The 15388-nt window shown below is 69.9% G+C and carries 19 protein-coding genes; 6 read left to right on the top strand and 13 right to left on the bottom strand.

Features of this window, described 5'->3' with window-relative positions; all coding sequences use genetic code 11:
- Window positions 1–11 precede the first annotated feature (11 nt).
- Together ACQW02_RS15635 and ACQW02_RS15630 are read left to right on the top strand one after the other, a co-directional pair.
- Window positions 12–998, top strand: a complete 987-nt coding sequence (locus ACQW02_RS15635; protein ID WP_431280839.1) for a ketopantoate reductase family protein — start codon at window positions 12–14, stop codon at window positions 996–998.
- 175 nt (window positions 999–1173) lie between these two features.
- Window positions 1174–1833, top strand: coding sequence for a PEP-CTERM sorting domain-containing protein (locus ACQW02_RS15630; protein ID WP_431280838.1), 660 nt, complete (start codon window positions 1174–1176; stop codon window positions 1831–1833).
- Window positions 1834–1854: 21 nt separating this feature from the next.
- Here ACQW02_RS15630 and ACQW02_RS15625 read toward each other — a convergent pair whose 3' ends face one another.
- Complete coding sequence (locus ACQW02_RS15625) at window positions 1855–2787, bottom strand: hypothetical protein (RefSeq protein WP_431280837.1); 933 nt, start codon at window positions 2785–2787, stop codon at window positions 1855–1857.
- Window positions 2788–2855: 68 nt separating this feature from the next.
- Here ACQW02_RS15625 and ACQW02_RS15620 point away from each other — a divergent pair, with 68 nt between their 5' ends.
- On the top strand, window positions 2856–3437 hold the full coding sequence (locus ACQW02_RS15620) for a cytochrome b (protein WP_431280836.1): 582 nt from the start codon (window positions 2856–2858) through the stop codon (window positions 3435–3437).
- Between the two features lie 4 nt (window positions 3438–3441).
- On the opposite strand, the gene ACQW02_RS15615 is transcribed toward ACQW02_RS15620, so the two are convergent.
- Window positions 3442–3654, bottom strand: a complete 213-nt coding sequence (locus ACQW02_RS15615) for a hypothetical protein (protein ID WP_431280835.1) — start codon at window positions 3652–3654, stop codon at window positions 3442–3444.
- Between the two features lie 109 nt (window positions 3655–3763).
- On the opposite strand from ACQW02_RS15615, the gene ACQW02_RS15610 reads away from it, so the two are divergent.
- On the top strand, window positions 3764–4096 hold the full coding sequence (locus ACQW02_RS15610; RefSeq protein WP_431280834.1) for a DUF1491 family protein: 333 nt from the start codon (window positions 3764–3766) through the stop codon (window positions 4094–4096).
- On the opposite strand, the gene upp is transcribed toward ACQW02_RS15610, so the two are convergent.
- The 10 genes from upp to ACQW02_RS15560 all read right to left on the bottom strand — a co-directional run bounded on the left by upp (window position 4093) and on the right by ACQW02_RS15560 (window position 12840).
- Window positions 4093–4725 (bottom strand): uracil phosphoribosyltransferase, encoded by a 633-nt coding sequence (gene upp / locus ACQW02_RS15605; RefSeq protein ID WP_431280833.1) that lies wholly within the window; start codon window positions 4723–4725, stop codon window positions 4093–4095. The two genes, ACQW02_RS15610 and upp, sit on opposite strands and share 4 nt — an antisense overlap.
- A complete protein-coding gene (locus ACQW02_RS15600; protein WP_431280832.1) occupies window positions 4722–6467 on the bottom strand; it encodes a peptidoglycan -binding protein in 1746 nt (581 codons plus the stop codon). The genes upp and ACQW02_RS15600 overlap by 4 nt, the downstream gene beginning before the upstream one ends.
- 14 nt (window positions 6468–6481) lie before the next feature.
- Window positions 6482–7642: a flagellar motor protein MotA gene (locus ACQW02_RS15595; RefSeq protein WP_431280831.1), complete on the bottom strand. Its 1161-nt coding sequence runs from the start codon at window positions 7640–7642 to the stop codon at window positions 6482–6484.
- Window positions 7639–8202 (bottom strand): hypothetical protein, encoded by a 564-nt coding sequence (locus ACQW02_RS15590; protein ID WP_431280830.1) that lies wholly within the window; start codon window positions 8200–8202, stop codon window positions 7639–7641. The genes ACQW02_RS15595 and ACQW02_RS15590 overlap by 4 nt, the downstream gene beginning before the upstream one ends.
- A gap of 78 nt (window positions 8203–8280) precedes the next feature.
- Window positions 8281–9108 (bottom strand): inositol monophosphatase family protein, encoded by an 828-nt coding sequence (locus tag ACQW02_RS15585; protein WP_431285911.1) that lies wholly within the window; start codon window positions 9106–9108, stop codon window positions 8281–8283.
- A gap of 233 nt (window positions 9109–9341) precedes the next feature.
- Complete coding sequence (gene efp, locus ACQW02_RS15580) at window positions 9342–9911, bottom strand: elongation factor P (RefSeq protein ID WP_431280829.1); 570 nt, start codon at window positions 9909–9911, stop codon at window positions 9342–9344.
- A 125-nt stretch (window positions 9912–10036) separates the two neighbouring features.
- Window positions 10037–10309 (bottom strand): hypothetical protein, encoded by a 273-nt coding sequence (locus ACQW02_RS15575; protein ID WP_431280828.1) that lies wholly within the window; start codon window positions 10307–10309, stop codon window positions 10037–10039.
- A 55-nt stretch (window positions 10310–10364) separates the two neighbouring features.
- On the bottom strand, window positions 10365–10715 hold the full coding sequence (locus ACQW02_RS15570; protein WP_431280827.1) for a phage holin family protein: 351 nt from the start codon (window positions 10713–10715) through the stop codon (window positions 10365–10367).
- A 38-nt stretch (window positions 10716–10753) separates the two neighbouring features.
- Window positions 10754–11881 (bottom strand): ceramide glucosyltransferase, encoded by a 1128-nt coding sequence (locus tag ACQW02_RS15565; protein ID WP_431280826.1) that lies wholly within the window; start codon window positions 11879–11881, stop codon window positions 10754–10756.
- Complete coding sequence (locus ACQW02_RS15560) at window positions 11878–12840, bottom strand: lysine-2,3-aminomutase-like protein (protein WP_431280825.1); 963 nt, start codon at window positions 12838–12840, stop codon at window positions 11878–11880. The genes ACQW02_RS15565 and ACQW02_RS15560 overlap by 4 nt, the downstream gene beginning before the upstream one ends.
- A 46-nt stretch (window positions 12841–12886) precedes the next feature.
- Here ACQW02_RS15560 and epmA point away from each other — a divergent pair, with 46 nt between their 5' ends.
- Together epmA and ACQW02_RS15550 are read left to right on the top strand one after the other, a co-directional pair.
- The gene (gene epmA, locus ACQW02_RS15555; RefSeq protein ID WP_431280824.1) at window positions 12887–13945 is read left to right on the top strand and encodes an EF-P lysine aminoacylase EpmA; all 1059 of its coding nucleotides are present in this window, start codon (window positions 12887–12889) and stop codon (window positions 13943–13945) included.
- Window positions 13946–14061: 116 nt separating this feature from the next.
- Window positions 14062–14709 (top strand): hypothetical protein, encoded by a 648-nt coding sequence (locus tag ACQW02_RS15550; RefSeq protein ID WP_431280823.1) that lies wholly within the window; start codon window positions 14062–14064, stop codon window positions 14707–14709.
- Between the two features lie 34 nt (window positions 14710–14743).
- On the opposite strand, the gene ACQW02_RS15545 is transcribed toward ACQW02_RS15550, so the two are convergent.
- Window positions 14744–15388 carry a glutathione S-transferase family protein gene (locus ACQW02_RS15545; RefSeq protein WP_431280822.1) on the bottom strand — a complete coding sequence of 215 codons (645 nt, stop codon included), beginning with the start codon at window positions 15386–15388 and terminating at the stop codon, window positions 14744–14746.

The raw sequence follows: 15388 nt of genomic DNA, 5'->3' as shown, positions 1-15388 counted from the left end.
AAGACCAAGCCATGAAGATCTGTGTATTCGGGGCCGGCGCCATCGGCGGGCATGTCGCGGGCCGGCTGGCCAAGGGCGGGGCCGATGTCAGCCTGGTCGCACGCGGCGCGCATCTGGCGGCGATCCAGGGCAAGGGGCTGGAAGTCCGCGCACCAGATGGCACCTTCGTCACCCATCCCCGGGCCAGTGCCGACCCGGCGGCGCTGGGCGTGCAGGATGCGGTGATCGTCACGGTCAAGGCGCCGTCGCTGCCATCGGTCGCCGCCGGCATCGCGCCGCTGCTGGGGCCCGACACGGCGGTCGCCTTCGTGATGAACGGCATTCCCTGGTGGTATTTCGACAAGCATGGCGGGCCGCTGGACGGTCGCCGCTTGCCGCAGGTCGACCCCGGCGGCGCGTTGCGCGATGCGGTCGGCATCGAACGCACGATCGGTGGCGTGGTCTATTCGGCCTGCACCGTGGTGGAACCCGGCGTGGTGAACGTCGCCAGCACCACCAACCGCGTGCTCATCGGCGAAATCGACGGCAGCACGTCGCCCCGCCTGTCGGCGCTGCGCCAGGCCCTGGACGCCGGCGGCATGGCCAGCCCCGACATCGACGACATCCGCACCGAGGTCTGGGCCAAGCTGATGGGCAACCTCGGCGGCGGGCCGCTGTGCCTGCTGACCCGCCGCACCATCGCCGACAGCTACAGAGACCCCGTGGTGCGGGAGGCCGCGATCCTGATGACCGACGAAGCCGCCGCCATCGCCACGGCCTTCGGCCGGCCGCAGAAGCTGAGCGGACGCCAGAGGATCGAACGCAGCCTGACCACGCAGCACAAGCCGTCGATCCTGCAGGACCTGGAACTTGGCCGGCCGATGGAGGTGGAGGCGCTGTTCCGCCTGCCGCTGGAGCTGGCGCGCATGGCCGGGGTGGCGACCCCGACCCTGGACCTGACGGTGGCGCTGGCGACGCAGGCGGCATTGGCGGCGGGGCTTTATGCGCCGCCGGAGTAGGGGGCGCGCCAGATACGGCGTGGCGTGTCGGCGAATTTGACGCGCCGTGTCTCGGATCGTGACGGTAACATTTTAATCGATTGATATATAATAAAAAATCGGCTTGGCATAAAATCTGCTGTTCCCTGCACCAACCCCGCCCAGGACGGCGGATTGTTGTTCAGAGGATGCAAGCATGACCCGCCTGTCGAATGTCACCTTGGCCGCATTCGCCTTCCTGGCCGTCTCGATGGCGGCGCATGCCGGTCCGACGCTGACTTTCGACTTCACCCAGACCCAGGTGGCGCAATTCTCGCAGCCCCTGGGCTCCGTGACGTTGACCCAGAACGGCGCCAATGCGGTCGATGTCTTCGTCGATCTGCCCACCGGGTTCGGCTTCATCAATACCGGCAACAAGACGCCGTTCACCTTCAACCTTGCCGGCGCCCTGACCGTCGCGATCACCACGCCGGTCGGCGGGAATTTCATCGCCCCGAACGGGAGCGCGCTGGTGCTGTCCTACTCCGACGCTGGCGGGTTCCCGTCGACGCCGTATGGCAGCTTCAGCGATGCCATCCTCAAATCCGGTGGCAATGGCAGCAGCCGCGGCTATTTCGGGGACCTGGGCTTCACCGTCACGCGGGCCGGTGGACTGAGCACCCTGGATTTCGTGGCCAATGCGGGCGGCTACTTCTTCGCCGCGGATGTGGCAAATAGCCGGGGCAATACCGGCACTATCGCGACCCTTGGCGCAAACCCCAGCGTGACCCCGATTCCCGAGCCGGCGTCGCTGGCGCTCTTTGGCATGGCCCTGCTGGGCCTGGCGGCGGCGCGGCGGGTTCTCGGCGCCGGCTGACGATCGGATTGTCAGCCAGCTTTACAGACCCTGGGGAGGTCGCGGCGCTGCTTGGCCCAGCACCCAGCCTTCCCAGCGCCTGATCCAGGGGTCGTCCGGGATGCTGTCCGGCCGCACCCCGTCGATCACCCCGATCAACCCGAGCAGTCCGAGCAGGCTGTCGAACCGGTCCTCGCCAGCGGCGTCGGTGCCAAACCCATCGGCGATGGCCGCGGTCAGCGCCGCATCGGGGGCGACCCGCAGCCGCGCCATCGCGGCGTGCAGCGCGTCGCCAGCCGCGCATCGTGGAGCCTGGGCGCGTTTGCTGCCTGCCAAGCGCACGCCGATGTGCCGCATCGCCTCGGCGGGATAAACCTCGGCCAGGGCGGCCTGGCCCGGGGCCAGCAGGGCGTGCAGCCCACCCTCGAACGGCCAGAGCCTGTAGGGCGCCCCTGCACATAGCCCTGGCGCCAGCCAATCGCGCCAGGCCGCGATGGCGGCCTTGCCGGATTGGTTGGCGCCCAGGGTCCAGAACAGCGGGGCGCCGGCGGGGCGTTCCGCCGTCGCCCGGTCGCAGGCGCGCGACAGGCCGGCGGCGTCGGCCAAGCCGAGTGCCTGGGCATGCGACAGCCGCGTCATGCCCTTGATGCCGCGCGCCGGGTAGAAGGGGGCGTCGCGGCTGATCGTGGCCAGGGTCGGGTTCACGTCGAAGAACCCCGGCCGCGTCGCCAGCCCACGCAGGAATGCCGGAAAGTCGGGCTCCGCGCAGCCGCGGGCGAAGCCGCGCGGCAGGCCAAGCGGCAGGTCCAGCCCCAGGGCCACCGGCCCGCCTTCGCCCAAAAAACCCGCGACCAGGGCCGCCGGGTCGCCGACCGGTCGCGCGGCGGTGGCCGTCCACCCCGCCGCGTTCCGCCGCGCGACGGTCACCCAGCGCTTGCGGGGATCGGTGCTCCAATCGGCATGGGCCGCGATCACCCGGCTTCTATTCCCTTTGGCCTACGCGACGTGGTGGTATTTGCAATGACGCAGACACGGAGTCGGATATGCAAGACACCATCACCTTGAACGGCGAACCGGTGCGGGGTTACTCGGCCCCGGCAAAATGGTTCCACTGGATCACCGTGGTCTTGCTCGCCATCGCGCTGACTTTCGGGTTCATCCTGAGTTTCCTGGCCGGCGGCTTCAAGGACGAGTTCGCGCCGACCAAGTTCGCGCTCTATGCCATTCATGAATCGGCCGGGCTGACGCTGTTCTTCGTGGCGGTGTTGCGGTTGGCCTGGCGCCTGTTCAATCCGCCGCCGCCCTTGCCCGACAGCATTCCGCCCGTGTTCCAGAAGGCGGCCGCCGTGGTGCACCACGTGCTGTACACGGCGCTGATCCTGCAACCGATCCTGGGTTTTTTCGCCACCAACGCCTGGGGCTTTCCGATGTCGGGGTCCACCGCCTACCTCGGCTTCATCAATTTGCCGAAGTTCATGGAGGCGAATGTGCCGCTGGCGGAATGGCTTGCCCTTGGCCACACCACCGTCGCCTATGTGATCGTCGTGGCGCTGGTGATGCACATCGGGGGCGTGATCTTCCACCAGGCCATCCGCCGCGACGGGACGCTGCTGCGGATGGTTTGACGCGCTACAGCGGCTTCTGCGCGCGTTCCAGCAGGCGCCCGAAGAACCCGGGCTTCTTTTCCGGCTTCGGCGGCGGCGGGGGGGCGGCGGCGCGGGCTTCGGCGGCGCGGTCGGCTTCCTTGGTCGCGAGCCAGCGATCCAGGGTCAGCCCGGCCTTCTTCGCCCGCTTTTCCTCATAGGCGCGCTGGGCGGCGGTCATCGTCTTGGTGTCGGCCATCACAATCCCCAAGGTGCATGCATCGGTTCGTGGCAGGGATGTCGCAAGACGGGGCTGCCCCGGCAAGGGGGTGCTGGTGGCGGGGCGCCGCTGCTGGCAGGGTCCGGCCATGGAACCGAAAATCAAGGCGGCCCTTTGGGTGCAAATGGCCGTGCGCCTATCCGATATCGCGGGCCGTCCCGCGGCCGTATTGCGCAAGGGCGACCCCGACAGCGGCGGCATCCTGGCGGTGCTGATCGGGCGGGAAGGGCAGGTGGCGCTAAGCCAGGTGCGCGATGCGGAGGGCCGCCCGGCCTGGCTGCGCGCAACCGGCGCCGCCCCGGTCGATGAGCAGACGCTTAACGCCTATGTCGAACGGGCGGTGAAGCGCGACCCCGACCTCTGGGTGGTGGAATTCGAGGCACCCGACCTGATGCCGCCGTTCGAGGCGCGGTTTCTTTAACCCGCCTCGGTCCCGAAACACCGGTCCCCGGCATCGCCCAGGCCGGGCATGATGAAGCCCTGGGCATTCAGCCCACGGTCCAGCGCCGCGGCCCAGATCGGCACATCGGGATGGGCAGCCGCCATGGCCGCGACCCCTTCGGGCGCCGCCACGACCACAAGCATGCGGATCGCGGTGACGCCGGCCGATTTCAGCAATGTGCAGGCGGCCACGGCGCTGCCGCCGGTCGCCAGCATCGGGTCCAGCAGCAAGACGCCCCGCGCCGCGGCGTCGGGCGGCAGGCGGCGCAGGTATTCGGCCGGCTGCAAGGTGTGTTCGTTCCGTGCCAGCCCGATATGTCCGACCGGCGCGTCGGGCAGCACGCGGCGCGCGCCCTCCAGCAGCCCCAGGCCGGCGCGCAGGATCGGCACCAGCGCCGGTTCCGGCCCGGCGAGGACGGGATGCGTCATGGTCTCCATCGGCGTGGCCACGGCGCGCGTCGCCCCCGGCAGGTCGGCGGTGGCGGCGACGGCCAGGATGGTGCCGATTTCCGCCAGCAGGCGGCGGAAGGCTTCGGGCGGAGTCGCGGCATCGCGCAGCGCCGCCATGCGATGCGCCAGCAAGGTGTGGCGCGGCACGGTCAGGGTCATCGGTCGGTCAGCCGAAGTTCGATGCGCCGGTTGCGCGCGCGCGCTTCCGCCGTGTCGGCCCCATCCAGCGGCTGGAATTCGGCGAAGGCGGTGATGGCGACGCGATCCGGCGGCAACCCCTCGCTCATCAGCACATTGGCCACCGAAAGCGCCCGCGCGGAGGACAATTCCCAGTTCGTCGCGAAGCGCCCCGTGCCGCGGATCGGTGCACGGTCGGCGTGGCCGTCGACGCGCAGCAGCCATTGCACCTCGGGCGGGATGCGGGCGGCGATGTCCAGCAGCACGCGGCCGATGTCGCGGATCTGGCGTTCGCCGGCGGGGGACAATTCAGCCGAACCCACCGGAAACAGGACCTCGGACTGGAACACGAAGCGGTCGCCGACGATCCGCACGTCCTGGCGATCGCCCAGCACCTGGCGCAACCGGCCGAAGAAGTCGCTGCGGTAGCGCTGCAATTCCTCGACGCGCGCAGCGAGCGCCGCGTTCAGGCGCTGGCCCAGCAGGGTGATCTGCGCGTCGCGGTCGCGGCCGGCGCGTTCCTCTGCATCCAGGATCGCCGCCATGCGGGCGAGTTCGGCGCGCAGCGCCTCGGCCGCCTGGGTCAGCAGGGCGACCTGGGCGCGGGCGCTTTCGGCCAGGCGGGTCTGTTCGGCGGCGCGGGCCTCGGCCTCGGCCCGTCCGGATGCGGCATCACGCGCGGCGGCGATGGCGGTGGCGGCGACGGCATCGGCGGCGGTGCGGGCGCGGGCGGCCTCGGCGGTGGTGCCCTCGGCCGCGGCGCGGGCGCGGTTGGCTTCGGTCGCGGCGGCCTCGGCCACGGCGCGGCGGCGTTCCTCGTCGCCGGCGCGGGCGAGCGCGGCCTGCGCCTGGCGTTCCAACTGGTCGCGCAACGCGGTCAGCGCGCGGGTCTGTTCGGTCAGGCGCGCGAGGTCGGCCAGGCGTGCCTCGATGGTTTCCTGCCCGACGACGACCTGGCGGTCGAGGTTCGCCGCCTCCTCCCGCAGGCGGGCGATCAGGCGCTGCGCCTCGGTCATCTCCGCACGGGCGGATGCCAGGTCGCGGGCCGCGGCCGTCAGGTCGCGTTCCAGCCTTTCGCGCGTGGTCCGTTCGGCGACGGTCGCGGTTTCGGCCGCCGTGCGTGCGGTGCGCTGGCCCTCGATCTCCTGCCGGGCCTGTTCCAGGGCTGTGCGTTCCGCGGCCAGGGCGCGGCGGGCTTCGGTCAGCGAACGGGCAACCTGCGTCGCGTCGCCGCCGACGGCCTCGGCCCGGGCGAGGGCTTCGGCCAGCCGTTGTTCCAGCGCCTGGATGCGATCGGCGCCGCCGCGGGCAGACAGGTCCAGGTCGGTCAGGCGGGCCGACAGGCGCTGCGATTCCGCGCGTGCCGTGTCGCGGTCGGCGGTGGCGCGGGCGGCGGCGTCGCGCAGGGTGGCGACCTGGCCTTGGGCGCTGTCGCGTGCGGCGGTCGCGGCGCGCAATTCATCCTGGGTGCGGCCCAGGCTGGCGCGCAATTCGCCGACCTGGCCGCGTTCCAGCGCCAGCAATTCGGCCAGTTCCGCCACCTGGCGGTTCAGCCGGTCCAGCGCGCGGTCGCGGGTGGACAGCGTGACGGACAGGAACCCCTGCGCCAGCACGAAGACCAGCAGCACGAAGATGATCACCATCAGCAGCGTGGCGAGCGCATCCACGTAGCCAGGCCAAGGGTTCAGCGCTTCGCGGTCACGCCTGCGGCCGAAGGAGGCCATGGCTCAGCCCGGGCTCATGATCGCGGCTGCTCCTCGGCCAGCGACGCGATGGTGCGGGCCAGGATCTTGATTTCGCTGCGCAGTTCCGACGTCGACTGGGTGCGACCGGCCGCCGTCTCCTCCAGCATGCGCGCCAGGTAGAGTTCCAGGTTCCGCAGATGCCCCCGGCTGCCCTCGTCCAGCACCACGGTGCCGGAGGCTTCGGCCAGACGCGTCAGCGCCGGGGTCAGGGTCTGCGCCAGCGAGGCCTGGGTTTCAGCGACGCGCTGCATCAGCGACTGGCTGGCGCGCATCTGTTCGGTCAGCACGGTCAGGCGTTCGGTCAGGGTCAGCAGGGCGTTGTTACCCTGCATCCGGCTTTCCTCGCCACGCGCCAGCACGGTTTGCAGGCCTTCCATGTTCTCGGCGGTCTGTTCCAGCAGCGCCTGGACATAGGCGGGGATCGAGCCGCCCTCGCTCTCTCCGCCACCGAGCGACCCGGACGACAGGCGGGTCAGGCCGGCAAGCCATTCCTCCAACTCATTGTAGAAGCGGTTCTGCGCCTGGCCCGCGGTGAGGTCGAGGAAGCCCAGCACAAGCGCCCCGGCCAGCCCGAGCATGGAGGAGGAGAAGGCGATCCCCATCCCGGTCAGCGGCTGCGCCAGCCCCGACTTCAACTGGTTGAACAACGCGTTCAGGTCGCCCGAGCCGACCGACATGCCGTTGATGACATCGGCCACCGCGCCGATCGTCATGATCAGCCCCCAGAACGTGCCGAGCAGGCCGAGGAAGATCGAAAGCCCGGTGACGTAGCGCGACAGTTCGCGGCTTTCGTCCAGCCGCGAGCCGATGCCATCCAGCACCGATCGCATCGCCGGGGCCGACAGCGACAGGCGTTCGCTGCGCCGGGCCGCCAGCATCGATGCCATCGGCGCCAGCAACTGCGGCGGCCGGCGTGCCGCCTGGCCGGGGCGCGGGGCGCGAAAGCCCTCAAGCCAGGACACTTCCCGCTCCAACCACACCACCTGGCGGATGTTCCAGGCGATGCCGAGCAACAGCACGCCAAAGATCACCGCGTTCAGCACGGGATTGGCGGCGAAGGCATGCGACAACTCGCCCGACAGCGCCGCGCAGAGGGCCGTGACGGCAGCCAGGAAGCCCAGCATGCGCCAAAGGAAAATCGTCGGACGGGTCATCGCGGGGGCGGGGTCCGTGGTGGCGGTGCGGCGGGCGTGTCGCGTTGAATACCGGGCGGCAGCACGTCCACCAGGCTGCGCGGGGTGGCGGTGCGGCCGAGCGGGCGCATGTCGATCCGGGTCGGGTCAAGTCCGCCGGCCTCCAGCGACCGTTTCACGGCCCGCGCCGCGACCAGCGAGGCGCGGCGGGCGGCGGATCGGTCGTCGGCGGGGCCCGCGACCTCGGCTATCACGGTGACGCGGCCGGTGGTCTGTTCCGCCAGGTGGCTGGCGATTTCCGCCAGGGCCGCGGTCACCGAGGCATCCAGCCGGTCCCGCGCGGCGGCATCGCCACCAAGCCGCCAGCCGCCACCGGGCAAGGCTTCCATGCCGGCGGCCATGACGACCGGCGGGATCGGGCGCGGCGGCGGGGTGTGGGACGGCGCGGCGGTGATGGCGAGTTCCGCGGCCGGCGGCGGTGCAGCGGCGGGTTCCGACGGGATCGGGCGAATCGGCGCGCCCCCCCGCTGCGCGAGTGCGGGGGGAGCCAGCAGGACAAGCAGGAGGAGAAGAAAATGCATGGTGCGCCGCACCCTACCGGGCGGGACGGGGCACGTCCACGCAACGACGACCCCCGTGGCGGCGCTCACGCGGGCGGTTCAGCCGCCGCTGCGCGCGGCGCGGGCGTTGGCGACGGCGGCAATGCCCTCGGCCACCACACCCCGCAGCACCGGCTGCAGATGGGGGTTGCCGGCGACCACATTGCCGTTCGTCCAACAGTCACCGCCATCGGGGTCGCTGACGAAACCACCGGCTTCCTTCACCAGCAGCAAGCCCGCACCGATGTCCCACTTCTGGACGCCGAGTTCCCAGTAGCCGTCGAAACGGCCGGCCGCGACCCAGGCCAGGTCCAGCGCCGCCGCACCGAAGCGCCGCACGCCCGACACCTGCGGCATGATTTTTTGGAGAATGGTGGTGAACTCCGCCTTGCGCGGTACGGCCGCGAAGGGGATGCCCGTGGCAAAGACGGCGTCCAGCATGTTCCGGCGCCCGGAAACCCGCAGGCGCCGGTCGTTGAGGAAGGCGCCATTGCCCTTCTCCGCCCAGAACAACTCGTCGGACGCGGGGTTGTAGATGACCCCGGCCACGACCTCATCCGGCGTCCGGTCATTGCCGCGCTTCTCGACGGCGACCGAAATCGCCCAGTGCGGGATGCCGTGCAAAAAATTCGTGGTGCCGTCGAGCGGATCGACCACCCAGCGGTATTCCCAGTCCTCGTTGCCCGACAGGCCCGATTCTTCCATCAGGAAGCCGAAATTCGGCCGCGCCTTCAGCAGATCGGCACGCAGAGTTTTTTCCGCCTTTAGGTCCGCCTGGCTGACGAAATCGCCGGGACCCTTCATGGAGACCTGGAGGTTCTCGACCTCGCCAAAATCCTTCAGCAGCGCGCGGCCGGCCTTGCGGACGGCGGCCACGACGACGGTCAGCGCGGGCGACAGGCGGGAGGAGGGGCCGCCCGACTCGCGCCGGTTCGGGGCCTCGACGCGCGCCGGCGGCGGGCCTTCGCCACGTTCCAGGCGCGGGCGGCGGGGGCGGGTCGGCGGGGGCGCGTCCGGGCGCACGGGCCCGGCCGGCATCTCCGGCTTCTTGGTGCCCGGACGCGCGCGCAGCGTTCCTGTCGGGGGCGGCGCTGGCACGTCATCGTCCGGGGCCATCGGGGTTAGCCCTTCGCCCGTTCCATGTAGGTGCTGTCCTCGGTGCGGACGACGATCTTCTCGCCGGCGGTCACGAAGGGCGGCACCATGACCTTGATCCCGTTGGTCAGGATGGCGGGCTTGTAGGAGGAGGAGGCGGTCTGCCCCTTCACGACCGGATCGGCCTCCGCAATCTCGCAGGTCACGAGTTCCGGCAATTCCATCGCCACCGGCTCGCCTTCGATCAGGCGGACCTGGACCTTCATGTTTTCCTGAAGATACGGCAGGCGTTCGCCGAGGATATCCTTCGGCACGACGGTCTGTTCGTAGGTTTCCGGGTCCATCAGGACCAGCGTATCGCCCTCGGCGTAGGAATAGGCGAATTCCTTGTCCTCGGTGGTCAGGCGCTCGACGACGTCGGCGGTGCGCCAGCGCTGGTCCTTCTTCGACCCCGTCTTGATGTTGCGCATGTCGACCTGGATGATCGCATTGCCCTTGCCGGGGATCATGATGTTCTGGCGCAGGATCGTGTAGCGGGCGCCTTCGAACTCGATGACCATGCCGGCGCGCATCTGGTTGGCTTGCATCTTTGCCATGGGGGCCTGACGTCTCTGGTTTGGGTGTGAAGCAACAGGCGCGGTCTTGCGACGCGCGGGGTCGGCGGGCGGTTTAGTCGCCGGGCGCCCCGAGGGCAACCTGCGACGGCGCGCAATGCTTGCCGTCAGGCCATGCGGCCGCGCAAAAAGCCCAGGGCGGGCAGCGGGGTCCAGCCCTTGGGCAGTTCCGCCCGCTTCACCGTGGTCACGCTATAGACGGGGACAGGCTGTTCCAGGCTGCGGATGAAGCCGGTGTAGGCCTGCACCTGGGAGGCACGCCACGCCTGGTCGGCCTCCGCTGCCGCCCTGGTGGGGTGGATCGCGGCCACGCGGTGCTTGCGCCCAAAGGAGGCGAAGACCGCCCAGACCTCATCCTCGCGCAGCGACCGGGGCGCCATGGAATCCATCATGGCCGTATTGGAGAGGCCCCGGGGCCGCCACGCAAGCGTGATTTCAGCCCCGCTTGTCGGTCAGCGCGCCGGCGATGACCCAGGACACCACCGAGATCACCACCCCGGCGAAGACCGCCGACCAGAACCCCCCGATCGACAGCCCAGGCAGCATCCAGGCCGCCAGCGCCAGCATCGCCGCGTTCACCACCAGCAGGAACAGCCCAAAGGTCAGGATGGTCAGCGGCAGCGACAGGATGACGAAGACCGGCCGCAAGGTGGCGTTCAGCAGCCCGAGCACCAGGGCCGTCAGCACGATCGTCCCGGTTCCGCGGGCAGAGACGCCCGGCACGATCTCGGTCGCGAGCCAGACGCCCACGGCGGTGATCGCGGCCTGAATGAGGAAGTTGCGCATAGACTGTCCCTTTTGATCCTGTTGTCCCGCATATGGGATCACGCCGCCGGCTTTTCCTCCACATTCATGCGATTGCCGCGCCAGACCACCTGCGCGCCGGTCCAGGCCGCGACCCACATGGCGGGGATGATGATGTCCCGCACCGGCAAGGCGGCGGCCCAGGCCCAGGACATGTGCCAGCCCTTGGCCCGGGCGAGCAACGCCTCGGCCCCGTAGAATACGGCCAGCACCGCGACCGCGGCGCCGGTCACGCTGGTCCCGGCGGCTGCGGCCGCCCCGCAACCCGCAAGGAGCGGCACCGCGGCGCCCGAAAAAACCTCCGGCGCGAAAAAGGCCGGGAAGGTCACGCGGCGCAGCCTGGCCCAACGCAACTGGCGCCCCCAGACCTCCTTCAGCCGGCGGGGGCCGATCGGTTGTTCGAAGGGGCTGTCCACCAGATGCACATGCAGCCCGGCCGCGCGCACGATCTTGGTCGCCGCAGCGTCCTCGGCGATTTCGGCCGCCAAGGCCGCGATGCCGCCGCGTGCATCCAGGATGTCGCGCCGCCACAGCATGCTCTTGCCCTGGGCGAAGCCGAGGCCGACCGCCTCACCAACATATTGCCAACGCGCCTGGAAGGTATTGAGGAAGGCGCATTCCACCTCACCCCAAAACCCCTCCGGCCGGCTGCCGAGCGGGGTCGAGCAGACCAGTCCGGTATTCGGGCGCCAGGCGGCCATCAGGTGCTGGATATAGTCGGGCGGCATCAGCACGTTGGAATCGGCCAGCACCACCCAGGCGTGCCGCGCCGCCGCCCAGCCCTTGATGCAGTTGTTCAGCTTTGGGTTGGCGTTCACCCGTTCATCGCCGACCAGCAGGCGCGCCGAGACACTGGGATGGGCGGCCATCAGGCGCTGCACGACAGGCACGATCGGGTCGTCCTCGCGCTGGACGCAGAACACCAGTTCGTACTCCGGCCAATCCAGCAGGAAGCCGGATGCCAGCGTTTCCGCCACATAAGGCTCGATCCCGCAGACCGGGCGGATGATGCTGACGCCAGGGGCTGATGGCGGCACCGGGAGGCTTCGGCGACGGCGCAGCCGCCACAAGGCGATGCCGATGCTGAGCAGATGCACCGCCAGCAACACCGCGCACAGCCCGCCCAAGGCCCAGGCGAGCCCGGTCATGCGGCGGACACCAGCCGCTTGCCCGCGCCGCCCGGTGCCTCGACCACATAGGTCGGCCAGGCGAGGCCCGTGACCCGCCCGCGCAGGGCGCCGACCAGGGCCAGCCCCTCCTCTGGCGGCACGCGGAACCGTGCGGTGCCGGGCGCGTTGTCGAGCTGATGCAGGTAATAGGGCTTGATCCGCGACCTAAGCATGGCGCGGAACAGATCCTCCAGCGCTGCGGTGCTGTCGTTCACGCCGCGCAGCAGGACAGACTGGCCCAGCAAGGGGATGCCGCCCGCGGTCAGCCGCCGGCAGGCATCGCGGGCGGCGATCGAGAATTCCCGCGCGTGGTTGGCATGGACGCAGATGAAGACGGCTTTTTCGCTGTCCAGCGCCGCCACCAGCGCCTCCGTGACCCGGGCCGGGTCGGCCACCGGCACGCGGGTATGCAGGCGGATGACCTGGACATGCGGGATGGCCGATAGCCGCGCCACGATCCGGGCCAGCCGGCGCGGGGCCAGCATCAGCGGGTCGCCGCCGGTCAGGATGACCTCGGTGATCGCGGTTGTGGCGGCGAACCAATCCAGCGCCGCATCCAGTTCCGCATCGGTCAGCACGCCGCCGCCGGGGCCCACGACCTCTCGGCGGAAGCAGAAGCGGCAATAGACGGGACAGGCCAGCAGGGGCTTGAGCAAGGCCCGGTCCGGGTAGCGATGGACCACGCCCTTGATCGGGGTAAAGGGCGCATCGGCGGTGGGGTCGTCGATTTCCCAGGGGGCGGTCACCAGTTCGGCCGCGTCGGGCACGTACTGGCGCGCGATCGGGTCCGCCGGGTCGGCTCGGTCGATCAGGGCCGCGACGGCCGGGCTGACGGCGATGGCGTAGCGTTTGGCGACGGCGGCGGCGTCAGCCTGCAGCGCCGCAGGTAGCAGGCCGGCGGCCACCAGCCCTGCGGCGGATCGGATCGTGGGTTCCATGCGGCAGCCTCTAGCGCAGGCGGCGGCAGCCTGCCACGCAGCAGTCATGACGCCTGCACCTCCAAAAGCCCCCTGGCACCCGGCCTCACTCGCCGACCGCCTGCCCGCGCTGCGCGCCCGCGCGGCCATGGCCGCCGCCACTCGCGCCTGGTTTTCCGCGCGGGGTTTCATGGAGGTGGAAACGCCAGCCCTGGTCCCGGTGCCCGGCATGGAAGTGCATCTTCACGGTTTTGACACGGAATTCCGCCCGCACCTGGGCCGTGGGGAGGCGACGCGGCTCTGGTTGCGGACCAGCCCGGAACTGGCGTTGAAGCGATTGCTGGTGGCGGGGGCGGGGCCGGTCTTCGAACTGGCGCGCGTCTGGCGCAATGGCGAGGTCTCCCCGCGCCACGCGCCGGAATTCACCATGCTGGAATGGTATGCGCCCGGCGCCTCGCTGGCCGACCTGATGGACCAGACCGAGGCATATGTCCGTGCGATGCTGCCCGCCGTGGCCACGCATGATGGCGTGACGACCGATGTGACGCGGCCGTTTGAGCGCCTGCGCATGCAGGACGCCTTCGCGCGCTGGTGCGGGATCGATCTGCTGGCGACGGTCAGCCCCGATGGGGAGGGCGATGGCCCGGCCCTGTTGGCCGCCGCCGGCGCCGCCGGGCACCCGCTGCCGGACGACCTATCCTGGGAAGACGCCTTCTTCCGCCTGATGCTGGACCATGTGGAACCCCGGATCGGGCGGGACACCGGCACCTTCCTGACCCATTGGCCCACGCCGCAGGCGGCGTTGGCCCGGCGCGACCCCACCGATCCCCGCTGCGCCCTGCGGTTCGAGGTGTTTGTCGCCGGCATCGAACTCGCCAACGCCTTTGACGAGTTGACCGACCCTGGCGAACAGCGCGCCCGCTTCATCCGTGACGTCGCCGACCGGGCGCGGCTGCACCCGGATGCGCCGGGCTGGCCGGTGGATGAGGATTTCCTGGCGGCGCTGGATGCCGGGTTGCCGCCGACCAGCGGTATTGCCCTGGGCTTTGACCGACTTGTGATGCTGGCGGCGGGGGTGCCGCGGGTGGCCGATACGCTGTGGCTGGGCGGCTGGCCCTTTGCCTGAACGCATGCCGAAGACATGGCAATGAGGTCATGCTGCGCGCAGTTTCTTGCGCCGGCCCTTGGCCAGTTGCTTTACGTAGTGTAGCGGCAAATCAGTCGTTCGGGGATTTATGGGTGATGGCGTTTGATTTCCGCGCAATTCTGCGTGCGACGGTGCTTGGCGCGGGCCTGGTCCTGGGTCTGGCGGCACCCGCCTCCGCCGGGGAACGTGCCGAAAGGGCGCGCACCCTCTCCGACGCCCGGCCATGGGCCGCGAGCCTCTACGTCGGCACATCGGTGACCGACGGCTATCTGCGCGAGTTGATCGTCTCACCCCAGAACGGCACCTACGGCGACGATACGGTGGTCGGCGCCGGCCTGAACAGGCAACTCGCCCGGTTCTGGCGCTTCTTCACGGTCAGCGCCGAGGCCGGCGGCTATTACCGCTTCGGCCAGACTGAAGGTGGCGAGTTCTGGGCCAACGTCGGCGTTTCCTACGACGGCTTCCCTTGGACGGATTACGTCTACACCACCATCGGCGTCTTCGTCGGGCCGGACTACGTGACTCGCCTGCCGGCAGCCGAGACGGGCACCGCGGCGATGCCCGAAGAAAATACCAGCAAGTGGCTGAACAACCTGTCGCCGGAAATCACCTTCGCCCTGCCGTCCGCGCCGCAGAACGCCGTCGTGCTGCGCTACGTGCACCGGTCCGGCATCTTCGGGAACATCAACGGGGTCTGGGAAGGCTCCAACACCCTGACCGCCGGCTTCCGCTACCGGTTCTAAAGAATGGGGGGCGGGTCGCCCCCCACCCTGATCATCAGGCCTCGGCGTCCCGTTCCGCCATCATCCGCTTGAACGCCGGCCGCGCGTGGCAGGCGGCGATCCAGGCACGCACCGCTGGTGCCTCGGTGAAGAGTTCCGGCGCGGGCAGGGCGTAGCGCATCACCTCCGCCACGTTGACGTCCGCGACGGTGAAGCGCCCGCCGACCAGGAAACCGGACTGCGCCAGGTGCAGCTCCAGCACAGCCACGGGCCCGCGCAGGGCCGCCACTGACGCATCGGCCAGCGCGGCATCGCGTTCCGCCACCGGCTTGGCGGCGCGGTTGTAGAGCACCTGGATGCTGTGGGGCTCCACATTGGTCGCGGCCCAAAGCGTCCACATCCCCATCTGGCTGTCCTCGACCGCATCGGCCGGGCCAAGGGCGCCGCCGTATTTGCGCGCCAGATGCAGGTTGATGGCGAGGGATTCGTGCAGGACCAGCCCGTCGTCATCCATGCTGGGGATCAGGCCATTGGGATTGATGGCCAGGAAGTCGGCCGAGCGCGTGTTGATCGCTGACGCGGGATCGGCCAGGCGCCCAACCTGAATCACCGGGACGTGGCGGAACTCGCGACCCATTTCATGCAGCAGCCAGACATTGCGTGACGCGCGGGAGCGCAACACGCCGTAGATCGTGATCAT

Source organism: Humitalea sp. 24SJ18S-53, from assembly GCF_050632385.1.
In the GTDB taxonomy this organism is placed as follows: Bacteria; Pseudomonadota; Alphaproteobacteria; order Acetobacterales; family Acetobacteraceae; genus Humitalea.
The sequence above is the reverse complement of the archived record's forward strand: the minus strand, read 5'-3'. Positions and strand labels throughout refer to the sequence as shown.